Genomic DNA, 17,088 nt, shown 5'->3' on the forward strand with positions numbered 1-17,088 from the left:
TTCTGCCCGGTCCGTGTGCGGGCGCGGGGATCAGGCCGAGCGCACCGTCGCCGCTCGGGCGAGGTCGCGCAGCTCCCCGACGGCCGTGTTGTCGAGTCGCGCGCCGGAGAGCGCACGGTCCGCGTCCTTCGCGTAGCCCGCGATCATCTCCTCGACGGACTCGAGCGCGCCCGACCCGGCGATGGTCGCCTGCAGGAAGGACACCTGCTCCGCGGTGAGGTCGGGGTCGCCCAGGAGCTCGTCGAACAGCGTGCGCGCTGAGGAGTCGAGCGACTGCCTCGTGAGCGCCACGAGCACGGTGCGCTTGCCTTCGCGCAGGTCGTCGCCCGCAGGCTTGCCCGTCACGGCGGCGTCGCCGAAGACGCCCAGGATGTCGTCCCGGAGCTGGAAGGCCATCCCCACGGGATGTCCGAACCGGCGCAGCGCCCGCAACTGCTCCTCGTCGGCCTCGGCCAGGGAGGCGCCGAGCACGAGTGGCTGCTCGATGCTGTACCTGGCCGACTTGAGGGAGACCACGCGCAGGGCGCGCTCGACGTGCGAGTCCGTCGCGTTCACGCTCCAGGCGGATTCCTCCGCGATGTCGAGGAACTGTCCGACCGTGACGTCGCGACGCATCCGTGCGTACTCGCGTCGCACTCGGCGCGCGTGGGGGAGAGAGCTGACGGCGTCCTCGAGCAGGTCGTCGCTCCAGGCGACGAGGAGGTCGCCGAGGAGGATCGCGGACGAGCGGCCGAACGACTCGGCGTCGCCCGTCCAGCCGGCGCGACGATGCGACGCCTCGAGCGCGCGGTGCGCGGCCGGGCGTCCTCGACGGGTGTCGGAGTTGTCGATCAGGTCGTCGTGGACGAGGGCGGCTGATTGGAAGATCTCCAGCGCGGCGCACACGTCCCACAGGCTCTCCGTCTCCGCTGCGGCGCGATCGCGCTGACGGGCGACCGCGCGCCAGCCCGCGTGGCAGAAACGGGCGCGGAGGCGCTTGCCTCCGACGAGCGTGTCTGCCGCGGATTCCTGGAGTGCAGCGGCATCCGGACCGTACTCGCGCGACTCGGTGCGCATCCGGTCGAGGAAGAGGTCCAGGCGGGCGGCGACGGCGTCGGGGACGAGGGAGGGGGACGGCACGACTCCCAGCATACGTAAAGGGAACTGGGGCCGAACGGCTAGCCCGGAGGCTCATACCGCGCGTAGAATGGACAGACCATACCCGAGGGGGACGAAATGCCACTCTCCGAACAGGAGCAGCGTCTGCTCGATGAGATGGAGCGCCATCTCCTGCACAATGACGCCGATGTCGTGAGTGCGCCGTCAGGCGACCGAGCACTCAGCTACCGCAACCTGGTGTACGGGGCGCTCCTGCTCCTCGCAGGAGTGGGCGGGCTGATCGTCGGTGTGATCCTCGGGGACGTCTGGGGCGTCGTCGTCGGCGTGATCGGATTCGCAGCGATGCTCGGCGGCGTCATGCTCGCCGTCACCCCCGTGCGCCGACCGCTCTCCGCCGCACCCCGCGAACGCGGTCCGAAGAAGCAGCCGCAGGGGTCCGCCTCGTTCATGGACCGCATGAACGACCGATGGGACCGGCGACAGGACGGTCACTGACCCACCACGATCTTCCACGAAGGCCCGGATGCGCTCAGCATCCGGGCCTTCGTCGTGTGAGGAGGTGATCCGCGCGCCTCTCCTGGGGTGGACCTCCACTGCTCCTCCACCGTCCTCCACCTCCGATTCACCTCCAAGACCCGCGTAATCACGCGGGTCTTTCTCGTGCGCCTTCTCGATGGATCGGGAATACTGCCAATTGCTCATATGTTTGTGGAGGAAAGTGGAGTAAAGTGGGGCGCACCTCGAGTTTGGCCGGACGCAGAGGGGGTGATGGCCGATGCTGCTGGGGACGCACTCTCCGAAGCTGGACGACAAAGGGCGGGTCATCCTGCCCGCGAAGTTCCGCGAAGACCTCGGTGGCGGCATCGTCGTCACGCGCGGCCAGGAGCGCTGCCTCTACGTCTTCAGCACGGCCGAGTTCGAGGCGATGCACGAGCGGATCCGCCAGGCCCCGCTCGCGAACAAGCAGGCGCGTGACTTCATGCGCCTCTTCCTCTCCGGTGCCAGTGCGGAGATGCCCGACAGCCAGAACCGCATCACCATCCCCGCGCACCTCCGTCAGTACGCGGGCCTGCAGAAGGAGCTCATCGTCACCGGAGTCGGCGCCCACGCCGAGATCTGGGATGCCGAGAGCTGGAACACCTACCTCGCCGCCGGCGAGGAGTCCTACGCCGACCTGGAGCAGGAGGTGATCCCGGGACTGTTCTGACCACGGCTGTGATGCCCCGCCGCTCCCGCCCCGACACACTTCCCCGGTGCCGGGTCGCGAAGCGGAGGGGGATCAGGGCCCTGGTCACTCACACACAGAGGTCACCCGAGAAAGATCATGAACCTCCGCGACATCCACACCCCCGTCCTGCTCGAGCGCTGCATCGAGCTGCTCGCCCCTGCCCTCCAGGCCGACGGGGCCGTCCTCGTCGACGCCACGCTCGGCATGGGCGGTCACTCCGAGGCCCTGCTCGAGCGCTTCCCGAACATCCGCCTCGTCGGACTCGACCGCGACACCGACGCCCTGCGCATCGCGGGGGAGAGGCTCGCACGCTTCCGCGACCGCATCACGCTCGTGCACACGGTCTACGACGAGATCGGCCTGCACGCACAGGGAGCCTCGGGCATCCTGTTCGACCTCGGAGTCTCCTCCCTCCAGCTCGACGAGGCCGAGCGCGGCTTCGCCTACTCGAAGGACGCGCCGCTGGACATGCGGATGGACCAGACCAAGGGCGTCACCGCCGCCGAGGTCATCGCGACGTACAGCGAAGGCAACCTGCGACGCATCTTCGAACGCTACGGCGAGGAGAAGCTCGCGGGACGCTACGCGCGTTTCATCGTCGAGGCCCGGCAGACGCAGCCGATCCTCCGCTCGGGGGAGCTGGTCGACATCCTCGTGGCCGCGACACCGGCCGCCGCACAGCGTGCAGGACACCCCGCGAAGCGCGTGTTCCAGGCGCTTCGCATCGAGGTCAACACCGAGCTCAGCGTCCTCGCGGATGCGATTCCCGCCGCGATGGACTCGCTCCGAGTGGGGGGACGCATCGTCGTGATGTCCTACCAGTCCCTGGAAGACCGCTTGGTCAAGCAGGCCTTCGCGGCAGGCGCCGCGTCGACCGCGCCCCGGGGACTCCCGGTCGAGCTGCCCGAGCATGCCCCGCGCTTCCGCGTGGTCACGCGCGGCGCCGAGCTCGCGAGCGACGAGGAGCGCGCCCGCAACCCCCGAGCGATCCCGGTCCGTCTGCGGGCGGCGGAGAAGGTGCGTGAATCATGAGCATGTCCGCGATCGCCCGGAAGCCCCGCTCCCTCGAGACCGAGGCTCCCACCCGCGCACCGCGCCGGCGACTCGAACCCGTCACCGGCACCCCGGCACGCCGCAAGCCCAAGCTCGCCTACGCGATCATCGCGCTGGCCGGCGCCATGGCGATCGGGGCCGCGCAGATCGGTCTGTCGCTCGCGATCACGCAGGACTCGTTCCTGCTCGCGAGCCTCACGTCCCAGCAGCATGATCTCGATCTGCGGACCGACGCCCTGCAGGACGATCTCACCGGGCTCAGCTCACCGCAGGCGCTCGCGAGCAGCGCGGCCTCGCTCGGCATGGTCGTCGCCGGCTCGCCCGCCTACATCCGACTCAGCGACGGAGCGGTGTTCGGACAGGGCACCGGAGCGGCGGGGACGTCCACGATCGACCCGAACGGCGCCGGAGCCGTGGCGAACTCGCTGCTGCAGGCACCGCCTGCCGCGACGGACGAGGCCGCCGACGAGACGACAGCAGGGCAGACGCAGCAGGAGCTGCCCCCCGCGATCACCGACGGACTCCCGAGTCCCACGACCCGATAGCCGACACGAGACCCGCATCACGATCTGACGGAGACAGTCCATGACGACACGAGCCACCCGGACGCCACGGCGACGCACGGTCGTCGCGCTGGCCGTCATCCTGTCGGTCCTCGCCGCGTTCATCGTGCGCCTCGTCGACATCCAGATCGTGCGCGCCGACGAGCACGTCACGCAGTCCCTCGAGTACATCTCCCGGGGTACGCCCATCTACGGCGACCGCGGCTCGATCGTGGACTCGACCGGCAGCGTGCTCGCCGAGAGCGTCACGGTGTACGACGCCCAGCTCAGCCCGCAGGTCATCCGTCTCCTCGAGGAGGACGACAAGAACCCGCCGAAGACGCCGTGGGCCGAGGCATCCACTCGGATCGCCGAGATCCTGGGCCTCGACGCCGACAAGCTGCGCGCCGACGTGGCGGCTGCGCTCGAGGCGGACCCCGACTCGCAGTACCTCCCGTTGATGAAAGGCGTCACCGCCGAGCAGTACATCGAGCTGCGCGACTTGAAGGTCTCGTCCTATCTGTCGCTGAAGGCGCGCGAGGTGCGGGTCTACCCCAACGGCGCGGTTGCGGGCAACGTGGTCGGATTCCTCGACGGCACCGGCACGGCGCAGGCCGGCATCGAGAAGATGGACGACCGCTGCCTCGCGCCCACGAACGGCGAGGAGAGCTACCGCACCGGCAAGGACGGGGTGGTCATCCCCGGCAGCGAGAGCCGGACGGATGCCGTCGACGGCGGCACCGTGCAGCTCACGATCAACGCGGATCTGCAGTGGTACATGCAGCAGATGATCGCGGAGGAGGCTCAGGCGCAGGGCGCCCAGGGCGGCACCGTCACGGTCGTCGAGGTCGCGACCGGCAAGATCCGCGCGGCCGCCGAGTGGCCCACCATGGACCCGAACGACCTGAACGCCGCCTCGCAGAACGGCACGCTCGTCAGCAAGCTGTTCTCCTACCCGTTCGAGCCCGGCTCCACGTTCAAGGCCGTGACCGCGGCGGCGGTGATGGAGAACGCGGGCGTCACGATGACGAGCCCGACCGTGTCGGCGTCCTCGAAGGAGAAGTTCGACAACGGGGCCGTGATCAACGACGCGTTCGTGCACCCCACGTACCAGTACACGCTCGCCGGGGCCCTGATCGACTCGTCCAACGTCGCCCTGTCGAAGTTCGGCACGATGGTCAGCCCCGACGTCCGCTACGACTACCTGCAGCGCTTCGGTGTCGGCGAGTCGACGATCGGCTTCCCCAGCGAGGCGAGCGGCATGCTGCATCCGACCAGCGACTGGGACAACCAGTCGCTCTACACGACGACCTTCGGCCAGTACTTCACGGTCACCGCTCCCCAGCTCGCCGGCGCCTACCAGGCGATCGCGAACGGCGGCGAGAAGATCGGGCTGTCCCTCATCGAGTCGTGCACCGCGACCGACGGCACCGTGATCACGCCGGACGCGCCGACCACCGAGCAGATCATCCAGCCGCAGACGGCGGCCGATCTCACCCGGATGCTGGAGAACGTCGCGGTGCAGGGCGGCAACGCCGAGCGCATCCAGGTGCCGGGCTACCGCGTGACCAGCAAGACCGGTACTGCGCAGATCGAAGACGGCAACGGCGGCTACAAGCAGGGCGTCTACTACACGAGCATGGTGGGCTTCGCTCCGGTGGACGATCCCCAGTACGTCGTCGTGGTCACGCTCGACCAGCCGACTAGAATCACATCATCCGCGGCGACCGCGTCGGCCTTCCAGAAGGCGATGACCCAGACGATGAAGACGTACCGCGTGATGCCGTCCTCCTCCCCGATGGACGCACTGCTTCCCAAGTTCGAATGAATCGGCGCCTGCTGCGCCTGGAGATGTCATGATCGCCCTGTCGCTTGCCGAGATCGCCGCCGTCCTCGGGGGTGATCTGCGGCTCGCCGGTACCGCCACGCCCGAGACGACCGTCGAGGGGGTGGTCGACACCGACTCGCGGAACATGGGCCCGGGAGCGATCTTCGTCGCCAAGCCGGGTGCGGAGACCGACGGCCACCGTTTCGTCGGCGCCGCCCTGGCGGCCGGCGCCGTGCTCGCGATCGTCGAGCGTCCCGTGGACGACGAGATCACGCAGATCGTCGTGCCCGACGCGGTGCTCGCCCTCGCCGATCTCGCCCGCGAGGTCGTGGCGCGCGTCCGTGCCGGTGGCGGCCTGAAGATCGTCGGCATCACCGGCTCCAACGGCAAGACCACCACCAAGAACTTCCTCGCGCGGATCCTGTCGGATGAGGGCGAGACGATCGCCCCGATCAACTCCTACAACAACGAGGTCGGCGCCCCGGTCACGATGCTGCGCGTCACGCATGGCACACGGTTCCTCGTGAGCGAGTTCGGCGCCGACGCACCCGGCAGCATCGCGAGGCTCGCAGGACTCGTCGAGCCCGACGTCGCGGTCGTCCTCATGGTCGGTCTCGCGCATGCGGGCGGGTTCGGCGGCATCGAGGCCACCGCGCGCGCCAAGTCCGAGCTCGTGGCGGCCGCTGCGGTCGGCGGCACGGCCGTGCTCAACGTCGACGACCCGCGTGTCGCCGGGATGCGGGACCTGGCCGACTCCCGGGGGCTGACGGTCGTCGGGTTCGGCCAGAGCAGCGCCGCCGACGTCCGCGCGCACGATCTCGAGGTCACGGCCTCCGGGACGACGTGCGTGATCGAATCCGCGGGGGAGCGCATCCCGCTGCACCTCCGCGTCCTCGGCGCCCACCACGTCAACAACGCCCTCGCTGCGATCGCAGCGGCCGGTGTGCTCGGCGTCGCGGCCGCGGACGCGATCGCTCGCCTCGAGACCGTCGAGATCGCCGAGCGCTGGCGGATGCAGCCCCTCGGCAGCGATCGGGTGCGGATCATCAACGACGCGTACAACGCGAGCCCCGACTCGATGGCGGCGGCGCTGCGCACGCTCGCGCAGATCACCGGCCCCGGGGAGCGCACCGTCGCGGTGCTCGGTGCCATGAGCGAGCTGGGCGAGACCGCGGGGGAGGAGCACGACCGCATCGGGCTGCTCGCGGTGCGCCTCAACATCCAGCGCATCGTCGTGGTCGGCCAGGAGGCGAGGCGGCTGTACATCTCCGCGATCGGCGAGGGCTCCTGGGACAGCGAGGCCGTGTTCTTCGCGGATCAGGACTCCGCGTTCGAGTACCTCCTCACCGAGCTGCGCGACGGCGACCGCGTGCTCGTCAAGTCATCCAACTCCGTGGGCCTCCGGCATCTCGGCGATCGTCTGGGAGAATCGTTCTCGTGAGGTCACTCATCATGGCGGCGGCCATCTCGCTCGCCTTCACACTCTTCCTGACTCCCGTCTTCCTCCGGCTTTTCCGCAAATGGGGATGGGGTCAGGTCATCCGCACCCCCGAAGCGATCGAGAATCCGAGCCACGAGGCCAAGCGCGGCACGCCCACGATGGGCGGGGTGATCTTCATCCTCGGCACCATGGTCGGCTACTTCACCGGCGTGTACGTCGGCGGCGGCACCCCCGCGCTCTCCGCGCTGCTGGTGATCTGGCTCATGATCGGCTTCGGCGCCGTCGGATTCATCGACGACTACATGAAGGTGCGCAGCCAGCGCAGCCTCGGGCTCTCCGGTTGGCGCAAGATCATCGGGCAGCTGCTGGTGATCATCCCCTTCGGCATCGTGGCCCTGAACTTCCCCAACAAGTTCGACCAGACCCCGGCATCCGGGTCGATCTCCCTGTTCCGTGACATCCCCTGGCTCAACCTGTTCGCGTTCACGGTCGTCCTCGGGTGGGCGCTGTACCTGCTCTGGATCTCGGTGATCGGCGTCGCGACCTCCAACAGCGTGAACCTCACGGACGGCCTGGACGGACTCGCTGCGGGAGCGGGCGTGATCGTGGTGGGCGCCTACAGCCTCATCGCCTTCTGGCAGTTCAAGCAGTCCTGCGTCGGCGAAGGTGTCGAGAAGGCCGCGATCGGCGGATGCTACGAGGTACGCGACCCGTTCAGCCTGGCCATCATCGCCGCATCCTTCGCCGCGAGCCTCATCGGGTTCCTGTGGTGGAACGCACCCAAGGCCAAGGTGTTCATGGGCGACGTGGGCTCCATGGCGATCGGCGGCGTCATCACGGCGATGGCGATCCTGACCCGCACCGAGCTGCTGCTGCTCGTGATCGCCGGCGTGTTCGTCATGGCCTCCGGCTCGGTCATCCTGCAGCGCGCCTACTTCAAGGTCACGCGCGGCAAACGGCTCTTCCTCATGAGCCCGTTCCACCATCACCTCGAGATGCGGGGCTGGTCCGAGGTCACGATCGTGGTGCGCATGTGGATCATCGCGGGTCTTCTCGCGGTCTCGGCGGTCGGTCTGTTCTACGTCGAGTGGCTGACCCGTGTCGGCTGAGGCGCGACTCGCGACGCTCACGAGCTGGAGCGCCGACTGGTCGGGCCTGCGCGTCGCGGTGCTCGGTCTGTCGATGACCGGGTTCTCTGTCGCGGACACGCTCGCCGAGCTCGGGGCGGATGTGCTCGTGCTCAGCGAGTCCGCCGACGAGGAATACGCGAGGCTCGTGCCCGTGGTCGGCGCCCGGCTCGAGATCGGGGCGCTGTCGGACGTGCCGCAGGCTCTCGTCGACTTCGACCCCGAAGTCGTGATCGCCTCGCCCGGCTTCTCTCCGTCGCATCCTGTGATCCGCTGGGTGCAGGAGTCGGGGATCGCGCTCTGGGGCGACATCGAACTCGCCTGGCGGGTGCGCGACAAGGTGACGAGGCCGGACGGTACTCCCGCCGACTGGGTGCTGATCACCGGCACGAACGGCAAGACCACGACGACGCAGCTCACCGCGACGCTGCTCGTCGAGGGCGGTCTGCGTGCGGCGCCGTGCGGCAACATCGGCGTACCCGTGCTCGACGCGGTGCGCGACCCCGCCGGGTTCGACGTGCTCGTGGTCGAGCTGTCCAGCCACCAGCTCTGGTATCTCGGACTCTCGGCACCGGAGGGGCAGCCGGTCCCGCACTCCGCCGTCTGCCTCAACCTCGCGGACGACCATCTCGTGTGGCACGGCACCGCTCAGGCGTACCGGGACGCCAAGGCGCTCGTCTACCGCAACACCCGAGTCGCGTGCGTGTACAACAAGGCCGATGAAGCGACCCGGATCATGGTCGAGGAGGCCGAGGTCGTCGAGGGCGCGCGCGCCATAGGCTTCGACCTCGGCGTGCCGGGGCCGAGCGATCTCGGAGTCGTCGAGGGCCTGCTGGTAGACCGGGCGTTCCTGGAGGATCGCGCCCGCAGCGCACTCGAACTCACGACGCTCGCCGACCTGGAGGACGCGGGCCTCGCCGCGCCCCATATCGTGCAGAACATCCTCGCCGCGAGCGCACTCGCCCGCTCGCTCGGCACCGAGCCCGAGGCGATCCACGCGGCGCTGCAGGCCTTCCGCCTCGACGCCCACCGCATCCAGGTCGTCGCCCGCCACGCCGGCATCACCTGGGTCGACGACTCCAAGGCCACGAACCCGCACGCCGCCGCGTCCTCGCTGCGCGCCTACCCCGGCGCGGTCTGGGTCGTCGGCGGGGACCTGAAGGGCGTCGACATCGCCGAGCTGGTGGCCACGGCCGGCACGACCGCGCGTGCCGCGGTCGTGATCGGGGTAGAGCGGGCCGGGGTGATCGCGGCATTCGAGCGACACGCGCCCGCGGTGCCGGTCTTCGAGGTGGATGCTGGCGAGACTGGACACGTCATGAACCGCGTCGTGGAGATCGCTGCGGGGATCGTCGACGGCGAGGGAACGGTGCTGCTGGCCCCCGCCGCCGCATCCTTCGATCAGTTCACGAGCTACGCGGATCGCGGACACCGCTTCGCCGAGGCGGTGCGGGACTGGATAGACCGGGGGAGCGATGACACAGGTCGAACGCCCCCCGCGCTCTGACGCCGGACGCGGCGCAGGGCTCGCGGCCCGCGTCTCGCTCGGACGCCGATTCACGCCTCTGTCGACCGAGTTCCTCATGATCGCCTCGGCGGCGCTGCTCCTCACGATCTTCGGGATCGTCATGGTGCTGTCGGCGACGAGCGCGACGGCGGTGGCGAGCGGCCAGAACCCCATGGGCGGCGCGCTGCGCCAGGGAGTGTTCGCCCTGCTCGGGATCCCGCTCATGTTCCTGCTCTCGCGCATGCCCATGAAGTTCCTCAAGCGGATGGCCTGGCCCGCGCTGTTCGGCGCGATCGCCCTGCAGCTGCTCGTCTTCACGCCCCTCGGCATCGAGGACGGCGGAAACCGGAACTGGATCAACATCGCGGGCTTCACGCTGCAGCCGTCCGAGTTCCTCAAGCTGTCGCTCGCTGTCTGGATCGGCTACGTGCTGATGCGCAAGCACACGATGCTCGGCACGTGGCACCAGGTCTTCATCCCTGTCGTCCCCGTGGGCGCCCTGGCCATCGGCACGGTGCTCGCGGGAAAGGACCTCGGCACCGCGATGGTGATGGTGCTCGTGCTGCTCGGGTGCCTGTTCTTCTCCGGCGTCAAACTCCGGCTGTTCATCCTCCCGGTGATCCTCGGCGTGATCTCGGTCATCGCGCTGGCGATCACGAGCCCCGACCGGATGCGTCGGATCACCGCGACGTGCTCCGACATGTCGGCGTACACCGGCGACTGCTACCAGTCGATCCATGGCATCTGGGGCATGGCGTCCGGCGGCATCTTCGGCGTCGGCCTGGGGAACTCGCAGGAGAAGTACGGCTGGCTTCCCGCCGCGGGCAACGACTTCATCTTCGCGATCGTGGGCGAGGAGCTCGGACTCATCGGCTGCATCGTCGTGCTCGCGCTCTTCACGATCTTCACGGTCGGTGCGTTCCACGTGATCCGCAAGACCGACGACCCCTTCATCCGCGTGGCGGCGGGCGGCATCACGGTGTGGATCACGGGTCAGGCCGTGCTCAACATCGGCGTCGTGATCGGGGTCTTCCCCGTGATGGGCGTGCCGTTGCCGTTCATGTCGCAGGGTGGCACCGCCCTGCTCGCCGTGCTCATCGCGTGCGGCGTGCTGCTCTCCTTCGCGCGCACGCTTCCGGGGGCCGAGGAGAAGGCGGCCGCACGATCGGCCGCCGTCGCGCGCGGCGCGGGACGCACGGCGGGTCGGGGTAGGGTCGCACGGTGACCACGTACCTTCTCGCCGGCGGAGGCACCGCCGGCCATGTGAACCCCCTGCTCGCCGTCGCCGACGGTCTCCGTGCCCGCGACACGGCGGCGGAGATCCTCGTGCTCGGTACGGCCGAAGGGCTGGAGTCGCGCCTTGTGCCGGCGCGCGGCTACGAGCTGCTGATCGTCGACAAGGTTCCGTTCCCGCGGCGCCCGAACGCGCAGGCCGTGCGCTTCCCCTCACGCTTCCGCCGGGCCGTCGCCCAGGTCCGCGACCACATCCGCGCGCACGCGGTCGACGTCGTCGTCGGATTCGGCGGCTACGCCTCCGCACCCGCCTACGTCGCCGCCCGCCGCGAGGGCGTGCCCTTCGTGGTGCACGAGGCCAACGCCAAACCGGGGCTCGCCAACGTCCTGGGCGCCCGCGGTGCCGCGGCCACCGGCGTCGCCTTCGACGGCACCCCTCTGCGGGGCGGCGAGGTCGTGGGGATGCCGTTGCGTCGCGAGGTCATCGAGCTCGATCGCGCCGCGGCACGTGCCGAGGCCGCCGAGCACTTCGGCCTCGACGCCGACCGCCCGGTGCTTCTCGTGTTCGGCGGATCCCTCGGCGCCCAGCGTCTCAACGAGGCACTCGCGGACTCCTGGGGCGACGTGCTCGCCGCCGGATGGCAGCTCCTGCACGTCACGGGGGAGCGCAGCGAGCTCACCGACCCCGAGGTGCCCGGCTACTCGCTGCAGCGCTATGTCGACCGCATGGACCTCGCGTTCGCGCTCGCCGACCTGGTCGTGTCGCGCTCGGGCGCGGCCACGGTCAGCGAGATCAGCGCCCTCGGCATCCCCGCCCTCTACGTGCCGTACTCGGTCGGCAACGGCGAGCAGCGCCTGAACGCGGCGTCCGCGGTCGCCGCCGGGGCAGCCCGACTCCTCGACGATGCCACATTCGACGGCGACGCCGTGCGCCGCATCGTGATCCCCGTGCTGAACGATCCGGCGCGACTGACCGCGATGGCCGAGGCCGCCGGTCGTGTCGGCACGCGCAGCGGCACCGAGAACGTGATCGCCCTCGTGGACCGGGCGCTCGGCGTCGCCTGACCCGCGATCGCCCGCCGCGGCCCACCCGAGTACGCCCGACCGAAAAGTAGACTGAACACGACATGATCAGACCCGACCTCTCGCTCCCGATCCCCGAATCGATCTCCTCCGCGCACTTCATCGGCATCGGCGGTTCCGGCATGAGCGGCCTCGCCCGCATGTTCCTCGACGCCGGCATCCGGGTGTCCGGCAGCGACCGTGCCGACAGCGACAACCTGCGCGCCCTCGCGGCCGCCGGCGCGACCGTGCACGTGGGGCATGACGCCGCGCACCTCGGCGATGCCGACACAGTCGTGCACACCGGGGCGATCTGGCCCGAGAACCCCGAGTTCGTGACGGCCAAGGAGCGCGGTCTGCACGTGATCCACCGTTCGCAGGCTCTGCACTGGCTGATCGGGTCGCGACGGTTGGTCTCGGTTGCCGGCGCGCACGGCAAGACCACGTCGACGGGCATGATCGTCACGGCGCTGCAGGCGCTCGGCGCCGATCCGCACTTCGTCAACGGAGGCGTGATCGAGCAGCTCGGCGTCTCGAGCGCGACCGGCTCGGGCGATCTGTTCGTGATCGAGGCCGATGAGTCCGACGGCACGTTCCTGCTGTACGACACGGCTGTCGCGCTGATCACGAACGTCGACCCCGATCATCTCGACCACTACGGCTCCGAGGAGGCGTTCCACGATGCCTTCGTGCGCTTCGCCGACGCCGCGACCGAGGCCGTCGTGATCTCCAGCGACGATCCGGGAGCCCTCCGGGTCGGGGCCGGGCTCTCGCATCCCCGGGTGATCACCTTCGGGCAGGCCGAGGACGCGGACGTCCGCCTCACCGACATCGTCGCCTCGGGTCCCGTGTCGGCGACTGTCACGTTCGGAGGCGAGAGCGTCCGCCTTCAGCTCGCGGTGCCCGGTGTGCACAATGCGGTCAACGCGACCGGCGCCGTCGCGGTACTGCTGTCGCTCGGTTTCGGGCTCGGGGAGTCTGTCACGGCCGTCGAGGGCTTCGCCGGCACCGTGCGTCGTCTCGAGCAGCACGGGATCGAGCGCGGCGTGACCGTCTACGACGACTACTCGCATCATCCGACCGAGGTGCGCGCGGCGCTCGAGGCCATGCGCTCGATCGCCGGCTCCGGACGGATCATCGCGATCCAGCAGCCGCACACCTATTCGCGCACGCAGCACATGTACCGCGAGTTCGCCGAGGTGCTCGAGACGTACGCGGATCACACGGTCATGCTCGACGTGTACGGCGCGCGAGAGGATCCCGTGCCCGGGGTCACGGGCGAGCTCGTGAGCGGTGCCTTCGACGATCAGTCCCACGTGCACTTCGTGGCGGACTGGCAGCAGGCCGCCGACTACACCGCCTCCGTCGCCCGCGACGGCGACTTCGTCGTGACGCTCGGCTGCGGCAACGTGTACCAGATCATCCCGCAGGTGCTCGAGTCGCTGCGGTCGACCGGGGCGTAGTCGATGCGCCGGCCGCCCCCGCTCCCGACGTCGCCCGGCGGTGCGACGGACGACGCGACGACGCGACGTCCGCGGGGCGGGGCGCGCGCGAGCGCGACGGATGCCGGACGCGCGGCCGATTCGGCGACAGCGTACGACGGGTCTGCGGAGGCGCCCCGCGCGGGGCACGATGACCCGGGCCCCATGTCGGCTCGGGACGTGTGGCGGGCGGCGCGTGCACGTCGGAAGGCGCTGCGCGCGGAGATCCGTCGCTTCACGCAGCGGTCGCGCCGTCGCCGCATCGTCTGGCTCAGCGCCGTGGGCGCGTCGGTGCTCCTGATCGGCGGGAGCATCGCCGCGGCCTACAGCCCGCTGTTCGCTGTCGAGCGCATCACGGTGGTCGGGGCCTCGACGCTCGATGCGTCGACCGTCGAGTCGGCGCTGTCGGACCAGTTGGGGACCCCGCTCGCGCTGGTCGATGCGAGCGAGGTCAAGGCCGCGCTGCTCGCGTTCCCGCTCATCGAGACCTATGCGCTGGAGGCCAGGCCCCCGCACGATCTCACGGTGCGGATCGTGGAGCGCACGCCGGTCGGCGTGATCCGCTCCGATGCCGGGTACACCCTCGTGGATGCCGCGGGCGTCGCGCTCTCGACCACCTCCGACCAGCCCGCCGGGCAGCCGCTGCTCGACGTCGCGGGCGGCACCGGCTCGGCGGCGTTCGAGAGCGCGGGACTCGTCGTGCGCTCGGTGCCCGCGGACGTGCGGGCCGCATTGACGAACGTGAGCGCGTCGACGCAGGACGACGTGACGCTGACGTTGAACTCCGGTCTGACGATCGTGTGGGGGAGCGCGGACGAGTCGCCGTTGAAGAGCGAGGTCCTCACGAAGACGCTCCTCTCGAGCCCCGGGGCGTCGACGATCGACGTGACCTCGCCGCGTGCGGTCGTGGTCGGCTGAGGCCTCCGGGCGCGAGTCGGGACGAGGTTCCGACGGCAAACGGGCGACACGCCCGTGTCGCTGCGTCCGCGCGTGCGTGCGGCGCTTACCTTCGAACAAGAGAAACCGATACCGGGAAATACTTTACACCTCTAGTTGAGGTTTAAGGTTTGACCCGGCCGGTGGACACCACAAGACAGGCTCGAATCTTTCGGAGGCCGGCCATGAGCCAGAACCAGAACTACCTCGCCGTGATCAAGGTCGTCGGCGTCGGCGGTGGCGGCGTCAACGCCGTCAACCGCATGATCGAGCTCGGCCTCCGCGGAGTCGAGTTCATCGCCGTCAACACCGACGCGCAGGCGCTCCTCATGAGCGACGCCGACGTCAAGCTCGACGTGGGCCGTGAGCTCACCCGCGGACTCGGAGCAGGCGCCGACCCCGAGGTCGGACGCCGCGCCGCCGAGGACCACGCGGAGGAGATCGAGCAGGCCCTGACCGGCGCCGACATGGTCTTCGTCACGGCCGGCGAGGGTGGCGGCACCGGAACCGGCGGCGCCCCCGTGGTCGCTCGGATCGCGAAGTCGATCGGAGCGCTCACCATCGGTGTCGTCACGAAGCCGTTCTCGTTCGAGGGCCGTCGCCGACAGAGCCAGGCCGAGGCAGGCGTCTCCAAGCTCAAGGAAGAGGTCGACACCCTCATCGTCGTCCCGAACGACCGGCTCCTCGAGATCAGCGACCGTGGCATCTCGATGATCGAGGCGTTCGCCACGGCGGACCAGGTGCTCTTGGCCGGTGTTCAGGGCATCACGGACCTCATCACGACGCCGGGTCTCATCAACCTCGACTTCGCCGACGTGAAGTCGGTCATGCAGGGGGCAGGCTCCGCGCTCATGGGCATCGGCTCGGCACGCGGCGCTGACCGAGCGATCAAGGCCGCCGAGCTCGCGGTCGAATCGCCGCTCCTCGAAGCGTCGATCGAAGGCGCACACGGCGTGCTCCTCTCGATCCAGGGTGGATCGAACCTCGGGATCTTCGAGATCCACGACGCCGCCGACCTCGTCAAAGAGGCCGCGCACCCGGAGGCGAACATCATCTTCGGAACGGTCATCGACGACACCCTCGGCGACGAGGTGCGCGTCACGGTGATCGCCGCGGGCTTCGACGGCGGCGAGCCGTCGCTGCGCCTCGACCCGATGGTCGTCACCCGCCCTGCCGCGGCGAGCACGCTGCCGGAGGTGTCGCTCCCCAGCGACGAGGACGCCGCTCCCTCGGCATCCGAGTCCGCCGCCGAGAAGCCCGAGCAGACGCCGCAGCGCGTGACCGCGACGAGCATCGAGCCGGCCTTCGCCGACGACGACATCGACATCCCCGAATTCCTCAAGTGACCGAGCTGGCCGCGCGGCTGTCGGCGATCGATGATCGCATCGCCGACGCCGCGCGTCTCGCTGGACGCGATCCCGCGGAGATCACCCGCATCGTCGTCACCAAGTTCCACCCCGCCTCGCTCGTGCGCGAGCTCGCAGAGCTGGGCGTTCGCGACGTGGGGGAGAACCGGCAGCAGGAGCTCTCCGGCAAGACCGCCGAGCTCGGCGACGTGGATGTGCGCTGGCACTTCATCGGCCAGGCCCAGACCAACAAGGCCGCCGCGATCCGACGGAGCGCGGATGCCGTGCACTCGGTCGATCGTGACCGGTTGGCCGACGCGTTGCACCGCGCCGCCGAGGGAGACGACGTCCTCGATGTGACCGTGCAGGTCAATCTGACCGACGACCCGGGTCGTGGGGGCGTCGCTCCCGCCGACGTGCGATCGCTCGCGGAGCACATCCTCACGCTGCCGTCGCTCCGCCTGCGGGGCGTGATGGCCGTCGCCCCGCTCGATCAGGACCCGGCTCCGGCGTTCGCCCGTCTGCGCGACCTCTCCGAGCAGGTCAGAGAGGTCGCGCCCGACGCCGACTGGATCTCGGCGGGTATGACCGGCGACTTCGTCGAGGCGATCGCGGCCGGCGCGACACACCTTCGGATCGGCTCCGCAATCACGGGACCCCGCCCCGACCGGGGTTAACCTCTAACCAGACCAGCCCGACACGTTCGAACCGGAGGACACGATGGGTAACCCGCTGAAGAAGACCATGGTGTATCTCGGCCTCGCCGACGAGGAAGAGGTCTACGAGGAGGAGCAGCAGGCTCCGGCCCGCGCCCACCGCGAGCGTGATCGCGACCGTGACCGTGACCGTGAAGAGCCGGCCCCCGCGCCGATCACCCCGCTGCGTCGTCCCGTCGCCGTGCGTCAGCCCGCAGGAGGGGCCGTGAACGAGATCCTCACCGTGCACCCCAAGCAGTACCGCGATGCCCAGCTCATCGCCGAGAGCTTCCGCGAGGGCGTGCCGGTCATCATCAACCTCTCGCAGATGAGCGACGCGGATGCGCGCCGTCTGATCGATTTCGCCTCCGGCCTCTCACTGGGCCTGTACGGCCGCATCGAGCGCGTGACCTCGAAGGTGTTCCTCCTCTCGCCGGAGAACATCAACGTCTCCGGTCACGGGGGCATCGCGCACGCGGACGCCGAGTCCGCGGGCTTCGACCAGTCGTAA

General features: G+C 69.7%; 16 protein-coding genes. 15 read left to right on the forward strand and 1 reads right to left on the reverse strand.

The features are described 5' to 3' along the window. Positions 1 to 30: 30 nt before the first annotated feature. A complete protein-coding gene (locus tag AKH00_RS15760) occupies positions 31 to 1,119 on the reverse strand; it encodes a polyprenyl synthetase family protein (protein WP_235556811.1) in 1,089 nt (362 codons plus the stop codon). 96 nt (positions 1,120 to 1,215) lie between these two features. Between AKH00_RS15760 and AKH00_RS15765 the strand changes: the two genes are divergently transcribed. The 15 genes from AKH00_RS15765 to AKH00_RS15835 all read left to right on the forward strand — a co-directional run bounded on the left by AKH00_RS15765 (position 1,216) and on the right by AKH00_RS15835 (position 17,088). Next, entirely contained in the window at positions 1,216 to 1,593 is a 378-nt protein-coding gene (locus AKH00_RS15765) for a DUF3040 domain-containing protein (protein WP_050723727.1), read from the forward strand. 280 nt (positions 1,594 to 1,873) lie between these two features. Continuing rightward, the gene (gene mraZ / locus AKH00_RS15770; RefSeq protein WP_050723728.1) at positions 1,874 to 2,305 is read left to right on the forward strand and encodes a division/cell wall cluster transcriptional repressor MraZ; all 432 of its coding nucleotides are present in this window, start codon (positions 1,874 to 1,876) and stop codon (positions 2,303 to 2,305) included. A 117-nt stretch (positions 2,306 to 2,422) separates the two neighbouring features. Next, complete coding sequence (gene rsmH / locus AKH00_RS15775) at positions 2,423 to 3,358, forward strand: 16S rRNA (cytosine(1402)-N(4))-methyltransferase RsmH (RefSeq protein ID WP_050723729.1); 936 nt, start codon at positions 2,423 to 2,425, stop codon at positions 3,356 to 3,358. Next, a complete protein-coding gene (locus AKH00_RS15780; RefSeq protein ID WP_050723730.1) occupies positions 3,355 to 3,924 on the forward strand; it encodes a hypothetical protein in 570 nt (189 codons plus the stop codon). Before rsmH ends, AKH00_RS15780 begins: the two co-directional genes overlap by 4 nt. A 40-nt stretch (positions 3,925 to 3,964) precedes the next feature. After that, positions 3,965 to 5,749, forward strand: a complete 1,785-nt coding sequence (locus AKH00_RS15785; protein ID WP_050723731.1) for a peptidoglycan D,D-transpeptidase FtsI family protein — start codon at positions 3,965 to 3,967, stop codon at positions 5,747 to 5,749. A gap of 28 nt (positions 5,750 to 5,777) precedes the next feature. Beyond that, positions 5,778 to 7,190, forward strand: a complete 1,413-nt coding sequence (locus AKH00_RS15790) for a UDP-N-acetylmuramoyl-tripeptide--D-alanyl-D-alanine ligase (RefSeq protein ID WP_050723732.1) — start codon at positions 5,778 to 5,780, stop codon at positions 7,188 to 7,190. Then, entirely contained in the window at positions 7,187 to 8,299 is a 1,113-nt protein-coding gene (mraY, locus tag AKH00_RS15795) for a phospho-N-acetylmuramoyl-pentapeptide-transferase (RefSeq protein ID WP_050723733.1), read from the forward strand. The genes AKH00_RS15790 and mraY overlap by 4 nt, the downstream gene beginning before the upstream one ends. Beyond that, positions 8,289 to 9,824 carry a UDP-N-acetylmuramoyl-L-alanine--D-glutamate ligase gene (gene murD / locus AKH00_RS15800; protein WP_050723734.1) on the forward strand — a complete coding sequence of 512 codons (1,536 nt, stop codon included), beginning with the start codon at positions 8,289 to 8,291 and terminating at the stop codon, positions 9,822 to 9,824. Before mraY ends, murD begins: the two co-directional genes overlap by 11 nt. Continuing rightward, a complete protein-coding gene (gene ftsW, locus AKH00_RS15805; protein ID WP_050723735.1) occupies positions 9,793 to 11,049 on the forward strand; it encodes a putative lipid II flippase FtsW in 1,257 nt (418 codons plus the stop codon). Before murD ends, ftsW begins: the two co-directional genes overlap by 32 nt. Then, positions 11,046 to 12,122, forward strand: a complete 1,077-nt coding sequence (locus AKH00_RS15810) for a UDP-N-acetylglucosamine--N-acetylmuramyl-(pentapeptide) pyrophosphoryl-undecaprenol N-acetylglucosamine transferase (RefSeq protein ID WP_050723736.1) — start codon at positions 11,046 to 11,048, stop codon at positions 12,120 to 12,122. Before ftsW ends, AKH00_RS15810 begins: the two co-directional genes overlap by 4 nt. A gap of 62 nt (positions 12,123 to 12,184) precedes the next feature. After that, a complete protein-coding gene (murC, locus tag AKH00_RS15815) occupies positions 12,185 to 13,582 on the forward strand; it encodes a UDP-N-acetylmuramate--L-alanine ligase (RefSeq protein WP_050723737.1) in 1,398 nt (465 codons plus the stop codon). Positions 13,583 to 13,765: 183 nt separating this feature from the next. Continuing rightward, positions 13,766 to 14,518: an FtsQ-type POTRA domain-containing protein gene (locus AKH00_RS15820; protein WP_152926229.1), complete on the forward strand. Its 753-nt coding sequence runs from the start codon at positions 13,766 to 13,768 to the stop codon at positions 14,516 to 14,518. A gap of 203 nt (positions 14,519 to 14,721) precedes the next feature. After that, on the forward strand, positions 14,722 to 15,882 hold the full coding sequence (gene ftsZ / locus AKH00_RS15825) for a cell division protein FtsZ (RefSeq protein ID WP_050723738.1): 1,161 nt from the start codon (positions 14,722 to 14,724) through the stop codon (positions 15,880 to 15,882). Further along, positions 15,879 to 16,559 carry a YggS family pyridoxal phosphate-dependent enzyme gene (locus AKH00_RS15830; protein ID WP_050723739.1) on the forward strand — a complete coding sequence of 227 codons (681 nt, stop codon included), beginning with the start codon at positions 15,879 to 15,881 and terminating at the stop codon, positions 16,557 to 16,559. The genes ftsZ and AKH00_RS15830 overlap by 4 nt, the downstream gene beginning before the upstream one ends. A 43-nt stretch (positions 16,560 to 16,602) precedes the next feature. Further along, positions 16,603 to 17,088, forward strand: a complete 486-nt coding sequence (locus AKH00_RS15835; RefSeq protein WP_050723740.1) for a cell division protein SepF — start codon at positions 16,603 to 16,605, stop codon at positions 17,086 to 17,088.

The organism is Microbacterium sp. GCS4 (assembly GCF_001262495.1).
Taxonomy (GTDB): Bacteria; Actinomycetota; Actinomycetes; order Actinomycetales; family Microbacteriaceae; genus Microbacterium.

Excerpts from the sequence above, each read along its gene's own strand:
- AKH00_RS15765 (WP_050723727.1), top strand. The coding sequence starts at position 1,216 with ATGCCACTCTCCGAACAGGAGCAGCGTCTGCTCGATGAGATGGAGCGC.
- mraZ (WP_050723728.1), top strand. The coding sequence starts at position 1,874 with ATGCTGCTGGGGACGCACTCTCCGAAGCTGGACGACAAAGGGCGGGTC.
- rsmH (WP_050723729.1), top strand. The coding sequence starts at position 2,423 with ATGAACCTCCGCGACATCCACACCCCCGTCCTGCTCGAGCGCTGCATC.
- AKH00_RS15780 (WP_050723730.1), top strand. The coding sequence starts at position 3,355 with ATGAGCATGTCCGCGATCGCCCGGAAGCCCCGCTCCCTCGAGACCGAG.
- AKH00_RS15785 (WP_050723731.1), top strand. The coding sequence starts at position 3,965 with ATGACGACACGAGCCACCCGGACGCCACGGCGACGCACGGTCGTCGCG.
- AKH00_RS15790 (WP_050723732.1), top strand. The coding sequence starts at position 5,778 with ATGATCGCCCTGTCGCTTGCCGAGATCGCCGCCGTCCTCGGGGGTGAT.
- ftsW (WP_050723735.1), top strand. The coding sequence starts at position 9,793 with ATGACACAGGTCGAACGCCCCCCGCGCTCTGACGCCGGACGCGGCGCA.
- murC (WP_050723737.1), top strand. The coding sequence starts at position 12,185 with ATGATCAGACCCGACCTCTCGCTCCCGATCCCCGAATCGATCTCCTCC.
- AKH00_RS15820 (WP_152926229.1), top strand. The coding sequence starts at position 13,766 with ATGTCGGCTCGGGACGTGTGGCGGGCGGCGCGTGCACGTCGGAAGGCG.
- ftsZ (WP_050723738.1), top strand. The coding sequence starts at position 14,722 with ATGAGCCAGAACCAGAACTACCTCGCCGTGATCAAGGTCGTCGGCGTC.
- AKH00_RS15835 (WP_050723740.1), top strand. The coding sequence starts at position 16,603 with ATGGGTAACCCGCTGAAGAAGACCATGGTGTATCTCGGCCTCGCCGAC.